The organism is Pseudomonas sp. YJ42 (assembly GCF_047225135.1).
GTDB classification, from domain to species: Bacteria; Pseudomonadota; Gammaproteobacteria; order Pseudomonadales; family Pseudomonadaceae; genus Stutzerimonas; species Stutzerimonas stutzeri_E.
The window spans coordinates 2,257,857-2,276,145 of record NZ_CP178378.1; the positions used below are offsets into that span (position 1 = coordinate 2,257,857).

Annotated in this window: 19 protein-coding genes; 6 read left to right on the top strand and 13 right to left on the bottom strand. The window is 61.5% G+C overall.

The features are described 5' to 3' along the window. Positions 1-12 precede the first annotated feature (12 nt). A complete protein-coding gene (locus ACL0K2_RS10160) occupies positions 13-336 on the bottom strand; it encodes a hypothetical protein (RefSeq protein ID WP_045160614.1) in 324 nt (107 codons plus the stop codon). A 109-nt stretch (positions 337-445) separates the two neighbouring features. On the opposite strand from ACL0K2_RS10160, the gene ACL0K2_RS10165 reads away from it, so the two are divergent. The 4 genes from ACL0K2_RS10165 to ACL0K2_RS10180 all read left to right on the top strand — a co-directional run bounded on the left by ACL0K2_RS10165 (position 446) and on the right by ACL0K2_RS10180 (position 3,624). Beyond that, on the top strand, positions 446-1,057 hold the full coding sequence (locus ACL0K2_RS10165; RefSeq protein ID WP_413044346.1) for a DUF2796 domain-containing protein: 612 nt from the start codon (positions 446-448) through the stop codon (positions 1,055-1,057). 69 nt (positions 1,058-1,126) lie between these two features. Next, entirely contained in the window at positions 1,127-1,834 is a 708-nt protein-coding gene (locus ACL0K2_RS10170) for an ABC transporter ATP-binding protein (RefSeq protein ID WP_413044347.1), read from the top strand. A gap of 3 nt (positions 1,835-1,837) precedes the next feature. Further along, positions 1,838-3,103 (top strand): ABC transporter permease, encoded by a 1,266-nt coding sequence (locus ACL0K2_RS10175; RefSeq protein WP_239612138.1) that lies wholly within the window; start codon positions 1,838-1,840, stop codon positions 3,101-3,103. Between the two features lie 8 nt (positions 3,104-3,111). Then, entirely contained in the window at positions 3,112-3,624 is a 513-nt protein-coding gene (locus ACL0K2_RS10180) for a DUF3299 domain-containing protein (protein WP_413044348.1), read from the top strand. Positions 3,625-3,726: 102 nt separating this feature from the next. On the opposite strand, the gene ACL0K2_RS10185 is transcribed toward ACL0K2_RS10180, so the two are convergent. Genes ACL0K2_RS10185 through ACL0K2_RS10210 form a run of 6 tightly spaced genes read right to left on the bottom strand, consistent with a single transcriptional unit; the run spans position 3,727 to position 8,605 of the window. After that, the gene (locus ACL0K2_RS10185; protein ID WP_413044349.1) at positions 3,727-4,818 is read right to left on the bottom strand and encodes a tetratricopeptide repeat protein; all 1,092 of its coding nucleotides are present in this window, start codon (positions 4,816-4,818) and stop codon (positions 3,727-3,729) included. 1 nt (position 4,819) lies between these two features. Next, the gene (locus tag ACL0K2_RS10190; RefSeq protein WP_045160607.1) at positions 4,820-5,530 is read right to left on the bottom strand and encodes an energy transducer TonB; all 711 of its coding nucleotides are present in this window, start codon (positions 5,528-5,530) and stop codon (positions 4,820-4,822) included. Further along, positions 5,530-5,943, bottom strand: coding sequence for an ExbD/TolR family protein (locus ACL0K2_RS10195; RefSeq protein ID WP_021210047.1), 414 nt, complete (start codon positions 5,941-5,943; stop codon positions 5,530-5,532). The genes ACL0K2_RS10190 and ACL0K2_RS10195 overlap by 1 nt, the downstream gene beginning before the upstream one ends. Positions 5,944-5,953: 10 nt before the next feature. Continuing rightward, on the bottom strand, positions 5,954-6,499 hold the full coding sequence (locus ACL0K2_RS10200) for a MotA/TolQ/ExbB proton channel family protein (protein WP_045160606.1): 546 nt from the start codon (positions 6,497-6,499) through the stop codon (positions 5,954-5,956). Continuing rightward, positions 6,492-7,838 carry a MotA/TolQ/ExbB proton channel family protein gene (locus ACL0K2_RS10205; RefSeq protein WP_045160605.1) on the bottom strand — a complete coding sequence of 449 codons (1,347 nt, stop codon included), beginning with the start codon at positions 7,836-7,838 and terminating at the stop codon, positions 6,492-6,494. Before ACL0K2_RS10205 ends, ACL0K2_RS10200 begins: the two co-directional genes overlap by 8 nt. After that, positions 7,835-8,605 (bottom strand): DUF3450 domain-containing protein, encoded by a 771-nt coding sequence (locus ACL0K2_RS10210; protein WP_045160604.1) that lies wholly within the window; start codon positions 8,603-8,605, stop codon positions 7,835-7,837. The genes ACL0K2_RS10205 and ACL0K2_RS10210 overlap by 4 nt, the downstream gene beginning before the upstream one ends. A gap of 273 nt (positions 8,606-8,878) precedes the next feature. Here ACL0K2_RS10210 and ACL0K2_RS10215 point away from each other — a divergent pair, with 273 nt between their 5' ends. Then, positions 8,879-9,565 carry an OmpW/AlkL family protein gene (locus tag ACL0K2_RS10215; RefSeq protein ID WP_413044460.1) on the top strand — a complete coding sequence of 229 codons (687 nt, stop codon included), beginning with the start codon at positions 8,879-8,881 and terminating at the stop codon, positions 9,563-9,565. Between the two features lie 70 nt (positions 9,566-9,635). Here the strand turns inward: ACL0K2_RS10215 and ACL0K2_RS10220 are convergent, their stop codons facing one another. The 4 genes from ACL0K2_RS10220 to ACL0K2_RS10235 form a co-directional block, all read right to left on the bottom strand. After that, on the bottom strand, positions 9,636-10,565 hold the full coding sequence (locus tag ACL0K2_RS10220; protein WP_239612136.1) for an NAD-dependent epimerase/dehydratase family protein: 930 nt from the start codon (positions 10,563-10,565) through the stop codon (positions 9,636-9,638). Next, the gene (locus ACL0K2_RS10225) at positions 10,558-11,442 is read right to left on the bottom strand and encodes a sugar nucleotide-binding protein (RefSeq protein WP_045160601.1); all 885 of its coding nucleotides are present in this window, start codon (positions 11,440-11,442) and stop codon (positions 10,558-10,560) included. Before ACL0K2_RS10225 ends, ACL0K2_RS10220 begins: the two co-directional genes overlap by 8 nt. A gap of 11 nt (positions 11,443-11,453) precedes the next feature. Next, positions 11,454-11,948 (bottom strand): single-stranded DNA-binding protein, encoded by a 495-nt coding sequence (locus ACL0K2_RS10230; protein ID WP_019339955.1) that lies wholly within the window; start codon positions 11,946-11,948, stop codon positions 11,454-11,456. Positions 11,949-12,122: 174 nt separating this feature from the next. Continuing rightward, a complete protein-coding gene (locus ACL0K2_RS10235; protein WP_239612135.1) occupies positions 12,123-13,490 on the bottom strand; it encodes an MFS transporter in 1,368 nt (455 codons plus the stop codon). 131 nt (positions 13,491-13,621) lie between these two features. Between ACL0K2_RS10235 and uvrA the strand changes: the two genes are divergently transcribed. After that, positions 13,622-16,459 carry an excinuclease ABC subunit UvrA gene (uvrA, locus tag ACL0K2_RS10240; RefSeq protein ID WP_045160599.1) on the top strand — a complete coding sequence of 946 codons (2,838 nt, stop codon included), beginning with the start codon at positions 13,622-13,624 and terminating at the stop codon, positions 16,457-16,459. A 394-nt stretch (positions 16,460-16,853) separates the two neighbouring features. On the opposite strand, the gene rplQ is transcribed toward uvrA, so the two are convergent. Together rplQ and ACL0K2_RS10250 are read right to left on the bottom strand one after the other, a co-directional pair. After that, positions 16,854-17,240 (bottom strand): 50S ribosomal protein L17, encoded by a 387-nt coding sequence (gene rplQ, locus ACL0K2_RS10245; protein WP_019339959.1) that lies wholly within the window; start codon positions 17,238-17,240, stop codon positions 16,854-16,856. A gap of 45 nt (positions 17,241-17,285) precedes the next feature. After that, on the bottom strand, positions 17,286-18,287 hold the full coding sequence (locus ACL0K2_RS10250) for a DNA-directed RNA polymerase subunit alpha (protein ID WP_019339960.1): 1,002 nt from the start codon (positions 18,285-18,287) through the stop codon (positions 17,286-17,288). Between the last annotated feature and the right edge of the window lie 2 nt (positions 18,288-18,289).

Here is an 18,289-nt window from a genome sequence, read left to right on the forward strand (position 1 = left end):
TGGTCAGCGCCGTCAGCCGACCCAGCGGTACACCGGTGCGTCGCCTCCGCTGTCAATCTTCACCTGAGCGCTGTGGCGCAGGCGCACCAGCAAGCGCTTGCCCGCCTGCGCACTGCCCGTCAGCGCTTCCAGCTCCGCCAGCAACTGCGGTCCATCCATTCGCCCTGCATCGCGCAGCAGCTGCTGCGCATTCAGCCAGTGCGGATCGGCCTGCGCCTGAGCCGGAGCAACCTCTGACGTACGCAGCTGGGATGCCAGCTGTGTCCAGTCGTGCTCATCCATCTCGATGCTGAGGTCAACCGGCCATTCGCCTACATACCCACGAATTCGAATCATCCCCACTCTCCTGAACGTTCCGGATGGCATGCTCCCACGCTCCAAGCAGGCTGGCTAGCCAGCGTCATTTTTTGTTATAACGTAACCAACAATTCAACTGGAGTTCGTTATGCGCCGCTTGCTGCTTGCCCTGCCCTTCGCCCTGCTGCCCGGTTTCGCTCTGGCCGCCGAACATCACGATCATGACCACGATCACCATGACAGCCTCGGCGCCCATGAGCACGGCGCCGCCGAGCTGGACGCCGCGCTGGAAGGCTCGACGCTGGAAATCGAACTGCGTAGCCCGGCGATGAACCTAGTGGGCTTCGAACACGCGCCGAGCAGCGACGCGGACAAGCGCAAGATCGCCGACGCCCGCAAATGGCTGGAACAACCGGATACGCTGTTTGGGCTGCCAGCCGCGGCAAACTGCAAACTGGTCGAAACCGGGCTGGAAAGCCCACTGTTCGAAGGCGCAGCTCATGACCATGATCATGGCGATGAGCACGAGCACGAGCACGAGCACGAGCACGAGCACGACGATGATCAGGAAGGTCAGCACAGCGAGATCCACGCGCACTACCACTTTGATTGCGCCACACCCCAAACGATTCAAGCACTCGACCTGCAGGAACTGTTCAAGGCTTTTCCCGGCACTAAGAAAATCCAGGCTCAGCTGATCGGCCCGAATGGGCAACGCGGCGCACAACTTGACGCCAGCCAGCCGCGCGCGACCTTCTGACCCCCGTGGCCTGCCGCCGCCCGGCCCGACGCAGTAAACTCACCGGCTCGCCTGAAACGGATCATCTCGATGACCGCACCCTTGCTCGATCTCCACCACCTGGGTTTTGCCTGGCCCGGCCAGGCAGAACTGCTCGACATCCCCAGCTTCAAGCTGGAACGCAACCAGAGCCTGTTCCTCAAGGGCCCGTCCGGCAGCGGCAAGACCACCTTGCTCGGACTGATTGGCGGCGTGCATAAAGCGCAGCGCGGGACGGTTCGCCTGCTTGGCAGCGATCTCGCGGCGCTCTCGGCCGGCGCACGGGACCGTTTTCGCGTCGACCACACCGGTTATATCTTTCAGCAGTTCAACCTGCTGCCGTTTCTCTCGGTGGCCGAGAATGTAGGCTTGCCCTGTCACTTCTCCAAGGCTCGCGCCGAGCGCGCCCGTCAGCGGCATGGCAGCGTTGCGCAAGCAACGGCAAGCCTGCTCCAGCATCTCGGACTATCCAAGAGCCTGCTCGAGCGACGTGCCGAAGCATTGTCGATCGGCCAGCAACAGCGCGTCGCTGCCGCACGCGCACTGATTGGCCAGCCAGAGCTGGTGATCGCCGACGAGCCCACTTCGGCACTCGACGCAGACAGTCGGGAAGCCTTCCTACAACTGCTCTTCGCCGAATGCCGGGAGGCCGGATCGAGCCTGCTGTTCGTCAGCCACGACCAGAGTCTGGCGCCGCTATTCGACCGCAGCCTGTCATTGGCGGACCTCAACCGCGCCGCTCGCACCCCGGAGATATAGGCCATGTACCTGTTGCGCCTGGCGTTGGCGAGCCTGAACAACCGCCGTTTCACCGCCCTGCTCACCGTCTTCGCCATTGCCCTCTCGGTATGCCTGTTGTTGGCCGTCGAGCGCGTGCGCACCGAAGCCCGAGCCAGTTTCGCCAGCACCATCAGCGGCACCGACCTGATCGTCGGCGCCCGTTCCGGCTCGGTGAATCTGTTGCTGTACTCGGTGTTCCGCATCGGTAACGCGACCAACAACATTCGCTGGGACAGCTTCGAACACTTTGCCCGACACCCGCAGGTCAGCTGGGCCATTCCCATCTCGCTGGGTGATTCCCATCGCGGCTATCGCGTCATGGGCACCAGCAGCGCCTATTTCGAACACTACCGCTACGGGCGTAAGCAACCGCTGCAACTCGCGCAAGGTCGGCCGTTCGCCGAAGACCCGTTCGAAGTGGTATTAGGCGCCGAAGTGGCCGAAGCGCTGAAATACAAGCTGGACGACCAGCTGGTGCTGGCGCATGGCGTCGCCACGGTCAGCCTGGTCAAGCATGACGACAAGCCGTTTCACGTAGTCGGCATTCTACGGCGCACCGGTACTCCGGTGGATCGCACACTGCATATCAATCTGGCCGGCATGGAAGCGCTGCACATCGACTGGCAGAACGGCATGCCGGCGCGCGGCGCGGCGCGCATCGACGCTGCACAGGCGCGTCATATGGATTTGCAGCCCAAGCAGATCACCGCCTTCATGCTCGGCCTCAACAGCAAGATCGCCACCTTCAGCCTGCAGCGCGAAATCAACCAGTATCGCGGCGAGCCGCTGCTGGCGATTCTCCCGGGTGTTGCCCTGCAAGAGCTCTGGGGCCTGATGGGCACCGCGGAAAAGGCCCTGTTCGTGGTATCGCTGTTCGTCGTACTGACCGGATTGATCGGCATGCTTACGGCGATCCTGACCAGCCTCAACGAGCGACGTCGGGAAATGGCGATTTTGCGCTCGGTGGGGGCACGTCCCTGGCATATCGCCGGACTGCTGATACTTGAGGCGTTCAGCCTGGCGTTGGCAGGCGTGTTGTTCGGCCTGCTGTTGTTGTACGCCGCGATTGCGGCCGCCCAAGGTCCGCTGCAGAGTCACTATGGACTCTACCTGCCATTGGCGTTGCCCAGCGCCTATGAGTGGTCGTTGCTTGCCGGCATACTGCTGGCCGGGCTGCTGATGGGTGGCGTGCCGGCCTGGCGCGCCTACCGGCAGTCCTTGGCCGACGGCCTGTCGATCAGACTATGAGGAACTCCATGTCTCGCCTGCTGTTCGCCGCCCTGCTCGCCCTTGCGGCCCCCTTCGCCGCTGCCGATGTCCGCGAACTGCAGTGGTCGGACCTGATTCCGGCGGATGCGCCTCCGCCGCCACCCCCCATAGCGATGCATGACATGTCCCAGCTGGCCGATGTGCTGGCAGCCGAAGCGGGCCCGGCAGCGGCTCAGCAATCGCCTGCCGAGCCAGTGGTCAAAGAACTCGATGGCGTGCAGGTCAAACTGCCGGGATATATCGTGCCGCTGGAGGTCGGCGAGGATGGGCGGGTAATCGAGTTTCTACTGGTACCCTATTTCGGCGCCTGCATCCACGTACCACCGCCGCCGTCGAACCAGATCGTCCATGCAACCAGCGAACTGGGCGTCAAGGTTGATGAGCTGTATCAGCCGTTCTGGATCGAGGGCCCGTTGAAAGTCGAGCACGCCAGTAGCGAACTGGCTGAGGCGGGCTATCGCATGGAAGCCCAGAAGATCTATCTCTACGAGCTGGAGTAAGGGTCGCCGCCGGCCCCGGGTCCTCGATAGATCGAGCTACCGAGGCCGGAGCAGCATCAGGAAGCGCGGAGTCACCCGGCCGGGCGACTCCATGCACTGGACTTAGCGAACACTTGCAATCTGGCGCTGCCGTTCGAAACTCAGCTCACCCTCGGCCCAGTCCCGCCAGGCCCGCACCTTGCGGCGTTCGGCGCCGGCGCGCTCGGCCTGTTTCAGCGCATCGAGGCCGGCCTGCCAGCGAGCTTGCTCCAGCTCCAGCTGCGCGACATTCAGCCAGAGCTTGGCGTTGCCGGACTGTGTCGCCAGCTCGCGGTAAATCTGCACCGCTTCCGAGCGCTCACGCGCTTGCCACCAGAGCATGCCCAGACGTTCACGCCGCGTGGCATCGCTGGGCAGCAGACGCGACTCGAGCATGCCCTTGAGCAGTTTCGCGCCTTGCCAGGGTTGGCCAGCGGCCCCGGCCAACAGCACCAGATTGTCCAGCTCCGCCTCGCTGAAACGCAGCCCTTTGACATGGGCGGCACGCAGGGTCGCGAGCGCCTTGTCCTCGTCACCTGCCATCTGCTGCAAGCTCGCCAACTGACGCCAGCTCTTGACCTGATTAGGGTGACGCACAAGCAGTCGGCTCTGCCAGCGTTCGGCGGTTTCGTAGCGCTTCAACTCGGCGTTGCCGGCCACCAGGAACTGCAACCAGGTATCGGCCGCGTTGGGGTTGGCCTGGACATAGCGCTCTGCCAACGGCAGTGCCTTGGCGTGCTGCCCAAGCCCCTGATAGGCCTGGACCAGCATCTGCAGGACTTCTTCGTTCGCCTGGTCAGGCGAGCCCAGCAGGCTGATCACCTTGTCGTAGCGATGCTCGATCAGATTGAGCTTCGCCAGGTTGAGCCGCTCGTTCGTCAGTATCGACTCGTCCAGCTTGCCGCTGGTTATCGCTTTCTCGAGTAATTCGAGGGCCTGCCGGTTGTTGCCTTGCGCCCAAGCCAGATAAGCGCGGCTGCGCCATAGCAGTGCCTCTTCGGCGCTACCTGGCTTGGCTTCGGCTTGCTCGAGCGCCCTTCGCGCGGCGCCGAAATCCCCTCTCTCCTGGGCGCTTTGCGCGCGTTCCAATGCCTTGAATACGCCAGGATCGATGCTCTGGGCGGCTTGAGCCGATAGAGCGAACAACAACGAGATCAGTAACAGCAAACGGGGCATGTCAGCGTTCTCCTTGCAGGCGGAAATGCAGGGTTTTGACGGCTTCGCGCGATACCGCGGAGCCGTTCTCGGTACGCGGCGTAAAGCGCCAGCGAGCGGCGGCACGACGTGCTTCGCGGTCGAAGACATTCGGCGGCGAGGCGTCCAGTACCCGGATGTTTTCGACCTTGCCCGCTGCCGTGATGGTGAAGGCGAGCTTGATGTGGCCTTCGATGCCGCGTTGACGTGCCCGATAAGGGTACTCGGGACGCACATCGTTGAGCGGCATGACCTCCTGCTCGGGGCCGGACTGGCCTGCCGTCTCGTCGGCCGAAGGGGCCGCCGGCGCTGGAGGTGCTGCTGGGGCGGACGCGGCCGTCAGCCCGGCAAGGCTCGGTGCCGGCGCGCTGGCAACCGAGACGCCAGTATCGATGTTCGGCAGCGGCAGATCGAGCTTGGGCAGATTGGCACTGGGACTGGCCATACTCGGTGTCGGCGGCGTGGGCGTCGGCGGCGTCTTCGGCTGCGGCGGTTGTGGTGCCTGCTGCCGCGAGCGCGTCGCCGCACTTTCGTCTCGATTGTCCATACGCACGAAATTGGCGATGGCTACTGGATCGTCCGTCACCTCGTTACGCGGCGGGTTGACCATGCTCAGCATCAGCGCAAACAACAGCAGCGCCACCACGCAGGCAGCGACGAAGGACACCCCGACGCGGGTCAACCCACGAACCATCACGGCGCTCCCGACGTAGCGGCAAGCGCCACGTCCTGGACCCCGGCCAGACGCGCCTGGTCCATAACCTGGACGACAAGACCGGTACGTGCATCCTGGTCGGCCTGGACCACCACGGCGCCCTCCGGCTGGTCGACGCGCATGCGTTCGACATGGGCACGCACGCTGCGTACATCCACGGCCTGCTTGTCGATCCAGACCTGACCATCTGCCGTGACCGCGATGAGAATGTTGCCCTTATCCTGCGCACTGGCGGTGTCGGCCTGAGGCCGCTGAACCTCGACGCCGGACTCTTTGATGAACGAGCTGGTGACGATGAAAAAGATCAGCATGATGAAGACCACGTCGAGCATCGGCGTCAGATCGATGCCGGTGTCTTCTTCCTGCTGGTAATGGTGACGACGCATACGCATCCGTTAATCCTCAATCGTGACGCAGCTGGTCGGCCAGCCGGTCGAGAGCCTGGCGCGAAATACGTTCGAGACGCGCCAGGCTGAACAGTCCAGTGATGGCGAGCACCATGCCAGCCATGGTCGGCAGGGTCGCCTGCCAGACGCCCGCGGCCATGCCGCGAGGGTTGCCGGTGCCGTTGAGCGCCAGCACATCGAATACAGCAATCATGCCGCTGACGGTACCGAGCAGGCCCAGCAACGGATACATGGCCACCAGAGTCTTGCTCATGCGCAAGGGACCTGCGAGCTGCTGCTGGGCCTGGGCCAGCCAGGCGCTGCGCACCGCGCGCTGCCAGCTGCCGGATTCGTTGCCCAGCTGCGACCAGGCCTGGCGCCGGCTTTCGACCCAGCGTGGAAACACGCGGCGCATGAACCACAGACGCTCGAACACCAGCGTCCAATAGAGCACGCACAGCGCCGCCAGCGCCCACATCACCGCGCCGCCCGCCGCCATGAAGTCGAGCAGCGAGTAAGCGCTGTCGACCAGACGTAGCCATTGGCCGTGCAGGTCAGTCACGGCGCTGTGTTCCCGACAAGTGCAGCGCGATCAACCCGGCGCTCTGCTGCTCGAGCAGCTGGATCAGCGCCTTGCTGCGGCTGGCCAGCAGGCTGTGCAGGAACAGCAGCGGAATCGCCACGACCAGGCCGAGCACTGTGGTGACCAGCGCCTGAGAGATGCCGTCGGCCATTAGCCGCGAATCGCCACCGCCGCTCTGGGTGATCGCCTGGAACGTCACGATCATACCGGTCACCGTGCCCAGCAGACCGAGCAACGGCGCGACCGCACTGAGCAGCTTGAGCAGTGGCTGGCCGCGCTCGAGAGGCGGTGTTTCTTGGAGGATCGCCTCGTCGAGCTTGAGCTCCAGAGTTTCGAGGTCCGACAGCTGTGGCTTGGGTCCCAGCACCCCGATGATGCGGCCTAGCGGATTGTCATCGCGCGGCTGATGAAGCTCCCGGGTCTGACGGCTTACCGCACGGCCAACGCCCGCTAGATAGATCATGCGCCAGACCGCAAGGACAAGCCCGATGGCGCCCAGGACCAAAATGACCCAACCCACCAGCCCGCCTTGCTGAAGGCGATCCCACAGCTGTGGCTGGCGCTGCAACTGAGCCAGCAGCGAGCCGCGGCTCGGGTCGATCGGCAGCGTCGCCAGCGCGTCACTGCTGCTCAGGTAGTCACTCACCTGCCCGATGCCGGCCGGCTGACGGCTGGGCGTCAGCAGCTCGCGAGCGTCACTGTCGTAGCGCAGGAAATTGTCCTGAGTGAAAGCCGAGAAGTTGCCGACACGCAGGACCGATTGCTCGCTGCGTTGCCCGTCGACACCTACTACCGGCAGTTCGACGCGCTCGATCTGACCGCTGGCTGTGAGGTCCTCAAGCAGGGTCATCCAGAAGCTGTCCAGATCCTCGGCCGAGGGCAACGTGCGGCTTTCAGCCAGCGCTTTGAGCCGCTTGAGTCGCTCTGGATACTGCGCATTGAGCAGGCTGTCCTGCCATTGGCCGGCGATATCGCCAGCGCTCTGCCGCACTACTCCGAACAATTCGCCAAGGTGGCCAACCCGCTGCGCCAGCAGTTTTTCCTGTTCGGCCAGCTCGGCTTCCTGGCGATCGAATTCAGCTTTCAGGCGCTCGGCTTCGGCTTTTTGCTTTTCAAGCGCGGCATTGGCTCGCGCCAGCAGCTGCGCTTGTTCGCCGCGATTCTGGATGAACGCCTGCTCGCGTGCTTGCATGGCATCGACTTCCGCAGCGCGCTCGCTGCGAATGCGCTGCAGCAACTGATCAGGGCTCAAGGGCTCGGCGGCCTGAACCATTGTCGGCAACAGGCCGATGAGTAACAACGTCAACAAGCGGCTCATTGCGCAGCCTCCTTGGCCAAAGTCTTCACAGGCAGTTCCAGCCAGGTCGGTGCCTGCTGCTGACGAGCAATCGCAATCGCCTTAGTGATTGGTCGACGGGCACTGCCGTCCAGCGCTTCCCACGCGCGAGTCCTGGGGTTCCACCAACCACTCTCATGGGCATCCAACGTCTGGTAATAAAGCATCGTACGCCCCAGTCGGAGGAACTCTACGCTGCGGCTGCCACCTTCGACCGGTAGCTCTCCGCGCCAGGCTTCCAAGGTGCGGCCGTAGTCGCTCTCGATCTGATAGGCCTCAAGGATGCGGCGATATTTCTCAGCGAGACTGACGTCGGCGCGCGCCTGCATGTCCTGCAAGCTGGCCAGGCGATCGGCGCGCTCGTCTGGAAGGAACGGAAGGTCTGCCGCGATGAACTCTTCAAGCACTTCGATCATCCGCCCCATCTGCGGTGCAACGGCTTCCTGGGTACGCTCGATGCTGTCTAACTGACGCTGAAACCCGTCCAGCTCCTTGCGCTGCGCAGCGGTCAGTTCGACCAATTGCTCGTTGTATGCCTTCAAAGCCTCCGCTTGCTGGACGGCATTGCGGTATTCGGTGAGCATTTTCCGAGCGGTGTCATCGAGCTGCTCGATGCGCGCTTGGGACGCCTGGGCCTCAGCAGCCAGTTGCTGGCTTTCTTCCAGTGCAGCGTCCAGCGGAGCCGCATTAAGCGGCAGGCATAACGACAACAGCACGCCTGCGAGCAAGCGAGTCGGGTACTGATTCATGCGGAGCGGATCCTCGGTTCACGGCGGCTTCAAAAGCGTTATGTTATAACACTTGACGATAGTCTCGCAGCCTATTCCCTCACCTGCGATACCTACCTGAGACCACTGCGGTTCAGAAAGAGGAACATTATCATCCGCAAGCAGAGCACAAAGCAACCAGATCAAACAGGCGAAACATAGCCGGAGGCTTTGTTGAGCTAGATCAAAATGGACCCAAGGGAGAGCTCTAACATGGGCGCCAACGCAACACACCATGTCTCGATGGAGTCCATTATGTGCAAGACCCTGTTTACCGCGTCCGTGCTGGCCGTAGCCCTGGCCGCCCCCTTCGCCCAGGCCCATCAGGCTGGTGATGTAGTCGTTCGCGCCGGTGCGATCACCGTTGATCCGCGAGAAGAAAGCGGTGACATTTATGTAGGTGCTCTCTCCACGAGCGTTGCGGGGACCAAGGCCACGCTTGATAGCGATACCCAGCTAGGACTGAACTTCGCCTACATGGTTACCGACAAGATCGGCATTGAGCTGCTCGCAGCGAGCCCTTTTACCCATGACGTAGGCGTGGCCGGCATGCCCGGCGGTTTTGCATCACTGAATGGCAAGCTGGGCGAACTCAAGCACCTGCCACCGACCCTCAGCGTCGTGTACTACCCGCTCGACAGCAAGTCGGCGTTCCAGCCCTATGTCGGCGCCGGCATCAACTACACCTGGTTTTTCGATGACAAACTCAGCAGCGAAGCCGAGGGCAAGGGCTTTAGCGGCCTGGACATGAAGGACTCGTGGGGCCTGGCGGCGCAAGTGGGCATGGACTACATGCTGACCGACAGTTTGATGGTCAACGCCCAGGTTCGCTATATCGACATCGATACCACCGGCACCACCAGCTTTGGCGGAGCCAAAGTAAAGGTCGACGTGGACGTCGACCCGATGGTCTATATGGTCGGCCTCGGTTATAAGTTCTGACGAATCCGGTACATTACCGGACCGTAGAGGCGACAAAGGCGCCCACGGCGCCTTTGTTTTTTAACTTTCGCTAGCGCTCCAGCAACTTCGCCAGTCCTGTACGCATATCGGTCGCCGGCTCCGGCAGACGATATCGCTGCAGCAAGCGCGTATTATCAGCCCGTGAATGGCGGATATCTCCACCACGAGCCGCTTGATAGCTGACGGGCGGCAACGGCCCCAATACATCACCGATCGCTGCCAGCAACTGGTTCAGACTGGTGGCGCGATTCAGCCCGACGTTGACCGCTCCAACTTCAACAGTCGGACTCTCCAATGCCTGCAACAGGATTTCGACCAGGTCGCCCACATAGAGAAAGTCGCGAGTTTGCTCGCCATCGCCAAACACGGTGATCGGCAATCCCTGTTGCGCGCGCTCGGTGAAGATGCTGATCACTCCCGAATAGGGCGAAGAAGGATCCTGGCGCGGCCCATAGATATTGAAGAAGCGGAACACCACAGGCTCCAGACCATGCTGGCGTCGGTAGAAATCCAGGTAGTGCTCGCTGGCCAACTTGTCTGCGGCATAAGGAGTCAGCGGAGCCTTCGGTGTTTCTTCGTCGATGGACTGCCCTTCGCCATTATTGCCATAGATCGCCGCACTCGAGGCGAAAAGGACTCGGCGCACGCCAAACTCGCGCAGCGCCTCGCACAGGTTCAGGGTGCCCACCAGATTGCTCTGGTGCGTGCCGACCGGATCATCGACCGAAGCCTGCACCGAAGCCACCGCGGCGAGATGCACCACGGCCCGGCATCCCTGAACCGCGCGCCGCACGAGCTGCGCATCAGCCACGTCGCCTTCGATCAGCTCCACATTGGCGCTATCCGGCAGGTTGCTGCGCTTGCCGGTTGATAAATTATCCAGCACCCGCACCGCATAACCGTGAGCAACAAGCGCATCGACCAGGTTGGAGCCGATGAAGCCGGCACCCCCGGTAACCAGAATCGGTGAGTCAGCCATGACGGTAGTAACGCTCCAGCAGGCTCGGCAGCCCGGTGCGCCAGGCACGCGGCTTGATACCGAAGGTGTTGAAGATTTTCTTGCAGGCCAATACGCCATGCTGCGGCTCGTCTGCTGCGTCCGGGCACGCCGCGTGTGCGACGGGCGTCAAGCTACTGACTTTCAGCTGCCGATGGTGAGCCGCTTCGGCAAGTAGCGCTTGACCGACCACCAGCGGAGTCGAGGCCTCGTGTCCGCCATAGTGGTAAGTCCCCCACAGCGGCGCTTGGCAGTCCAACTGTTTCAGCACAGCCAAGATGACCCGCGCGGCGTCTTCGACCGGTGTCGGATTACCACGACGATCATCGGCGAGGCAAAGTTCATCGCTCTGTTCGAGCCGCTGAAGAAATCGTCCCAGCAAACCGTCCGAACTGTCATCGAGCAACCAGCCGAACCGCAGCAGAACATGGCGCGGGCAGAGCGCGCGAACGCTCTGCTCGATACGCCAGAGCGCCTGGCCGCGCGAGTCCAGCGGCGCGACTTCGTCCTTCTCGCTGTAAGCGCTGGTACGAGCGCCATCGAATACGCGGTAGCTGGAGGGCTGCATCAGGACGAACTGGTGGTGCTGGCACAGTTCGGCCAACCGCTCTACCGCCCGCTCCTGACTGGCCAGCACGTTGCCCTCGACATAACCACTCTGAAACCAGTCGAAGTAGTAGGCGAGGTTGATCACGACGTCCGGACGATTGTCGTCGAGCAGATTGGTCAGACTAGGCGCATCCCACCCCTGATCGGGCGGGCGTGGCGCGAGGAAGCCAATGTCTTCCTCCGCACCCAGGCGGATCAGCGCCTGACCCAGGGCATTGCCGCCGCCCAACAGCATCAGGCGCATTCGCATGGAGGTGGACTCTAGAACGGGATATCGTCGTCGAAGCTGTCGTAGTCCGGAGCGGGTTGCTGCGCGGGCTGCGGCTGAGACTGCGGGCGCGACTGCTGCTGAGGTTGCGACTCACGCTGAGGACGCGGCTGCGACTGACGCGGCGCATCGTCGGAGCTGCCACCGCGGCCGCCGAGCAGCTGCATGGTGCCGCCCATGTCCACTACCACCTCGGTGGTGTAGCGCTTGACGCCATCCTTTTCCCATTCACGGGTCTGCAGGCGGCCTTCGATATAGCACTGCGAGCCCTTGCGCAGGTACTCGCCGGCAATCTCGGCAACCTTGCCGAACAGCACGACGCGGTGCCACTCGGTGCGCTCCTGCTGCTGGCCGGTCTGCTTGTCCTTCCAGCTGTCAGTGGTGGCCAGCGTGATGTTGGTCACCGCATTGCCATTGGGCATGTAGCGGGTTTCCGGGTCGCCGCCGACATTACCGATCAAGATGACTTTATTCACCCCTCTGGCCATGAGGTAACTCCTTAGTTTGAACGTGAATTGGGTTGGCTCATTGGAGAGAATCCCCGTGACCGGGAAAACCAATGACCGTGAATCTTACCTTACCACCCCAAGTCGGCCAACCGGCGCGAGCTTGGGCGTTGGGACACTAAGCATCCCGACGCGGGCAGCAATCCCAGAAGCCAGTCAGGCGACTAGCCGATCGAGCGCAGCCCGATCCAGCGCTTGCATGTCGACCTTGACGTAGGCGGCCGACTCCTCGGTGATCACCACGGCATCCGAGACACCTGGAACCGCCAGCATCTGTTCGGCGAGCGCCGGATTACGCGCTGCATCGATCGAGAGCGGCAGGCGCAGCCCGGTTACATAAGGCGGCTCCCGCATGCCCCAGGCAACCAGCAGCCACAGCGTGCACAACACCGCACAACCGGCAAAGACCAGCCCTAAACCGCCGAGTTGATAAAGCCAGCCACCAAGAACGCCACCCAAGCCGGAACCGAGAAACTGACTCGTGGAATAAATCCCCATCGCCGTGCCCTTGCCGCCAGCGGGTGCCACCTTGCTGATCAATGAAGGCAGAGAAGCCTCCAGCAGATTGAACGCGATGAAGAACGCGATCATGCCAGCAACCAGCGACCAAAGGCGGTCACCGAACAACCAGAAGAACAGCTCGGTCAGGACCAGTGCACCCACGGCGCCCAGCACGACGCGCTTCATTTGACGCTTCTTCTCACCGTAGATGATGAAAGGCACCATACCGAAGAAGCCAACCACCAGCGCCGTGAGATAGACCCACCAATGCTCATCCTTGGGAAGGCCTGCGTTATTGACCAGAGCCAGGGGCAGGGCAACAAAGCTCGCCATCAGAATGGCGTGCAGAACGAAGATACTGAAATCGAGCCGCAGCAAATCGGGATCACGCACGGTAACGCCGAGCGCCTGCTTCGCCACGCCGGATTCGCGATGGCGCAAATGCCGATGAGCCCGTGGTAGCGTCGCAACAATGAGCGCGCCCAACAGCGCCATTCCAGCCGTTATCCAGAACAGGCCGGATAATCCGTATGCGCGGGTCAACAGCGGGCCGACGACCATGGCAACAGCGAATGAAATACCGATACTCATGCCGATCATCGCCATCGCTTTGGTGCGATGCTGCTCGCGAGTGAGATCCGATAGCAGAGCCATCACCGCCGCCGAAATGGCCCCCGCCCCCTGCAGGATACGACCGGCGATGACGCCCCAAATGGAGTCGGCCGACGCCGCCAGCACGGCTCCAGCAGCGAAGATCAGCAGACCGAAATAGATCACTGGCAGCCGACCGATTCGATCTGAGAGCATGCCGAACGGAATTTGTAGCACAGCCTGGGTCAAACCATAGGCACCGATAGCGAGGCCAATCAGTGCCGGTGTCGCTCCCCGCAGATCCATGCCGTACGTCGCCAGGACTGGCAGCACCATGAACATGCCGAGCATACGAAACGCGAAAACCAGGGCCAGCCCGGATGCGGCGCGGGTTTCTCTGACGCTCATGCGCTCGCTGTAGGGATCGTGCATTGCGGGACTCGCTTGAATGAACCGGCGGCGATTCTAGCAGCCATCCCCGGCTCGGCACAGGCTCGCAACTTTGCCGCGATGTCGCCCCTGGTCGTATACTTTCGGGTTTTCGCCCGCCACGCGAGGCTGCTTTGGACAAGATTCTGATTCGTGGGGCTCGCACCCACAACTTGAAGAACATCGACCTCACTCTGCCGCGCGACAAGTTGATCGTGATTACCGGCTTGTCCGGCTCCGGCAAATCCTCGCTGGCCTTCGACACGCTTTATGCCGAAGGGCAACGCCGCTATGTTGAATCTCTTTCGGCCTACGCGCGGCAATTCCTCTCGATGATGGAAAAGCCTGACGTCGATACCATCGAAGGGCTCTCCCCCGCCATTTCCATCGAGCAGAAATCGACATCGCATAACCCGCGATCGACTGTCGGCACCATCACCGAAATCTACGACTACCTGCGCCTGCTCTATGCACGCGTAGGCACACCGCGGTGCCCTGACCACGATGCGCCGCTCGAAGCCCAGACGGTCAGCCAGATGGTCGATCAGGTACTGGCACTGCCGGAGGGCCGTAAGCTGATGCTTCTCGCCCCGGTCATCCGCGAGCGAAAAGGGGAGCATCTGGCGGTGTTCGACGAGCTGCGCGCTCAAGGCTTCGTGCGCGCTCGGGTCAATGGACGGCTTTACGAGCTCGACGAACTGCCAAAACTCGATAAACAGAAGAAGCATTCGATCGACGTCGTGGTGGATCGCTTCAAGGTGCGCGGCGATTTGCAGCAGCGTCTCGCCGAGTCCTTCGAAACCGCGTTGAAGCTCGCCGATGGCATCGCGCTGGTCGCCTCGATGGAGGAAGGCGACGACAGCGAGGAGATGATCTTCTCCGCCCGCTTCGCCTGCCCGATCTGCGGGCATTCCATCAGCGAACTTGAGCCCAAACTGTTTTCATTCAATAACCCGGCCGGCGCCTGCCCGACCTGCGACGGCCTTGGTGTGAAACAGTTCTTCGATGCCAAGCGCCTGGTCAATGGCGAGCTGACCTTGGCCGAGGGCGCCATCCGCGGCTGGGACCGGCGCAACGTCTATTATTTCCAGATGCTCGGCTCACTCGCTTCGCACTACGGTTTCAGTCTCGATAAACCATTCGATTCCCTCCCGGCAGAGCAGCAGAAGGTGGTTCTGCGCGGCAGTGGCAAGGAAAACGTTGACTTCCGCTACCTGAACGACCGCGGCGACATCGTCAAACGCTCCCATCCTTTCGAGGGAATCATCCCCAACCTCGAACGCCGTTACCGGGAAACCGAATCCAACGCGGTGCGCGAAGAGCTGGCCAAGTACCTGAGTACTCAGCCCTGCCCGGAATGCCGCGGTACCCGTCTGCGTCGCGAAGCCCGCCATGTCTGGGTAGGTGACAAGACGCTGCCGGCGGTGACCGGGCTGCCGATTGGCGATGCCACCGAGTATTTCGGTGGGCTTTCGCTGTCCGGCCGGCGAGGAGAGATTGCCGACAAGATCCTCAAGGAGATTTGCGAGCGCCTGCAATTTCTAGTCAACGTAGGACTCGACTACCTGACGCTCGACCGCAGTGCCGATACCCTGTCCGGGGGAGAGGCGCAGCGAATTCGCCTGGCCAGCCAGATTGGTGCAGGCCTGGTCGGGGTGATGTATATCCTCGACGAACCTTCTATTGGCCTTCACCAACGCGACAACGAGCGCCTGCTGGGCACCCTGCGTCACCTGCGCGACATCGGCAATACAGTGATTGTCGTTGAACACGACGAAGACGCCATACGCCTTGCCGATTATGTAGTCGACATCGGCCCCGGGGCGGGCGTGCACGGCGGGCAGATCGTCGCCGAAGGCACACCGGACGAGGTCATGAACAACCCCGCCTCGCTAACCGGGGGATACCTTTCTGGTCGGGTGAAGATCCTCTATCCAGAGAAACGCACGCCCCGCGACGCCAGCAAGCTGCTCAAGCTCAAAGGCGCGCGCGGCAACAATTTGCGCAACGTCGACCTTGAGATTCCTGTCGGGCTGCTCACCTGCATCACCGGGGTTTCCGGCTCCGGCAAATCGACGCTGATCAACAACACACTTTTCCCCATCACCGCCACCGCCTTGAACGGCGCGACCACGCTGGAAGTGGCGCCCCATGATTCGTTCGATGGCCTGCAGCATCTGGACAAGGTCGTCGATATCGATCAGAGCCCGATCGGCCGTACGCCGCGCTCCAACCCGGCTACCTATACCGGACTGTTTACGCCAATCCGGGAACTCTTCGCCGGCGTACCAGAGGCCCGCTCGCGTGGCTACGGCCCTGGACGTTTCTCTTTCAACGTCAAGGGTGGCCGCTGCGAGGCTTGCCAGGGCGATGGGGTGATCAAGGTAGAAATGCACTTCCTGCCGGATATCTATGTGCCCTGCGACGTCTGTAAGGGCAAGCGCTATAACCGTGAAACGCTGGAAGTGAAATACAAGGGCAAGAGCATTACCGAAGTGCTGGACATGACCATCGAGGAGGCTCGGGAGTTTTTCGATCCGGTACCAGCCGTGGCGCGCAAACTTCAGACCTTGATGGATGTGGGGCTGTCCTATATCAAGCTGGGCCAGAGCGCGACCACGCTTTCAGGCGGCGAGGCGCAGCGGGTCAAGTTGTCACGCGAACTGTCCAAACGTGACACTGGCAAAACACTGTATATCCTCGACGAGCCCACTACCGGCCTGCACTTCGCGGACATACAGCAATTGTTGGATGTGCTGCACCGGCTGCGTGATCACGGCAATACGGTAGTGGTCATCGAACACAATCTCGATGTCATCAAGACGGCCGACTGGCTGGTGGACCTCGGCCCCGAAGGCGGCTCGAAAGGAGGCCAGATCATCGCGACAGGCACTCCGGAACAGGTTGCCGCGATGCCCCAATCTCATACTGGCCATTTCCTCAAGCCTCTGCTCGACCGCGACAAAGCCTGACCCACAGGTAAGAAAAAGCCGGGCCTTGCGCCCGGCTTTATTTTTCTGCTCTTAGCTAGCCTCATCAGGATCGAATTCCAACCCCTCCACGATACCAACACCATGCACCTGGTTGGCCTGGAAGAAATATCCAGGCTGACGGGCTGAATATCACTGGCCTCATGGCGCCGATATCTGAGCGGATGTTCAATATCAAGCTGAGCCTTGATCGCCCCGCCGCTGATAAGTGCAAGAACAAAGGCGCTCGCTTATCTTTGGTCTCGCAGGCTGAGGATCGAATCTAACCAGACGGCCGCAGCACACCGTTCATTGAACGGGCCTTCGCGATAGATCCAGCCTAAAAAATGAAAAAAAAAACCGGGCGATCGCCCGGTTTTTTCAAGCAAGCGAATGCTTACTCTGCAGCTTCCACTTCACCGGTAACCGGACGGTCAACCAGTTCAACGTAAGCCATCGGAGCATTGTCTCCAGCGCGGAAGCCGCACTTGAGAATACGCAGATAACCGCCCTGACGGGTGGCGTAACGCGGACCCAGATCGTTGAACAGCTTGCCGACGATAGCCTTCGAGCGAGTACGGTCGAAAGCCAAACGGCGGTTGGCGACGCTGTCTTCCTTGGCCAGGGTGATCAGCGGCTCAGCAACACGACGCAGCTCCTTGGCCTTGGGCAGGGTTGTTTTGATCAGTTCGTGCTCGAACAGCGACACCGCCATGTTCTGAAACATGGCCTTGCGGTGAGCGCTTGTGCGGCTGAGATGACGGCCACTTTTACGATGACGCATGATTGAAATTCCTTACCAAACGATCAGTTCGGTGACTATGGTCGATCAGGCCGTAGCCTTATCGTCCTTCTTGAGACTGGCCGGCGGCCAATTGTCGAGGCGCATGCCGAGGGACAGACCACGAGAAGCCAGAACATCTTTGATTTCGGTCAGAGATTTCTTGCCCAGGTTCGGCGTTTTCAACAGCTCGACTTCGGTGCGCTGGATCAGGTCACCGATGTAGTAGATGTTTTCTGCCTTGAGGCAGTTTGCCGAACGTACGGTCAGTTCCAAATCGTCAACCGGACGCAACAGGATCGGATCGATCTCGTCTTCCTGCTCGACTACGACCGGCTCGCTGTCACCCTTGAGGTCGACGAACGCGGCCAACTGCTGCTGCAGGATGGTCGCGGCACGACGGATCGCCTCTTCGGGATCCAGGGTTCCATTGGTTTCCAGGTCGATGACCAGCTTGTCCAAGTTGGTGCGCTGCTCAACACGAGCGTTTTCGACAACATACGCTACGCGACGAACCGGGCTGAATGTCGCGTCGAGCTGAAGACGGCCAATGCTGCGGCTCTCGTCTTCGTCACTCTGACGTGCATCAGCCGGCTCGTAGCCACGGCCGCGTGCGACCTTAAGCTTCATGTTGATCGAGCCATTGGCCGCCAGGTTGGCGATCAGGTGATCGCCATTGACGATTTCGACATCGTGATCCAGCTGGATATCGGCAGCGGTAACAGCGCCCGCGCCCTTCTTCACCAGGCTCAAGGTCACTTCATCACGGCCGTGCAGCTTGATGGCGATACCTTTGAGGTTCAGCAGGATTTCGATGACATCTTCCTGCACGCCCTCGATAGCACTGTACTCGTGGAGCACACCGTCGATCTCAGCCTCGACCACAGCGCAGCCGGGCATGGAGGACAACAGGATACGACGCAGCGCGTTGCCCAGGGTATGGCCGAAACCACGCTCGAGAGGCTCGAGCGTAATCTTGGCACGGGTCGGACTGACCACCTGCACATCGATATGGCGGGGGGTCAGGAACTCATTTACCGAAATCTGCATGG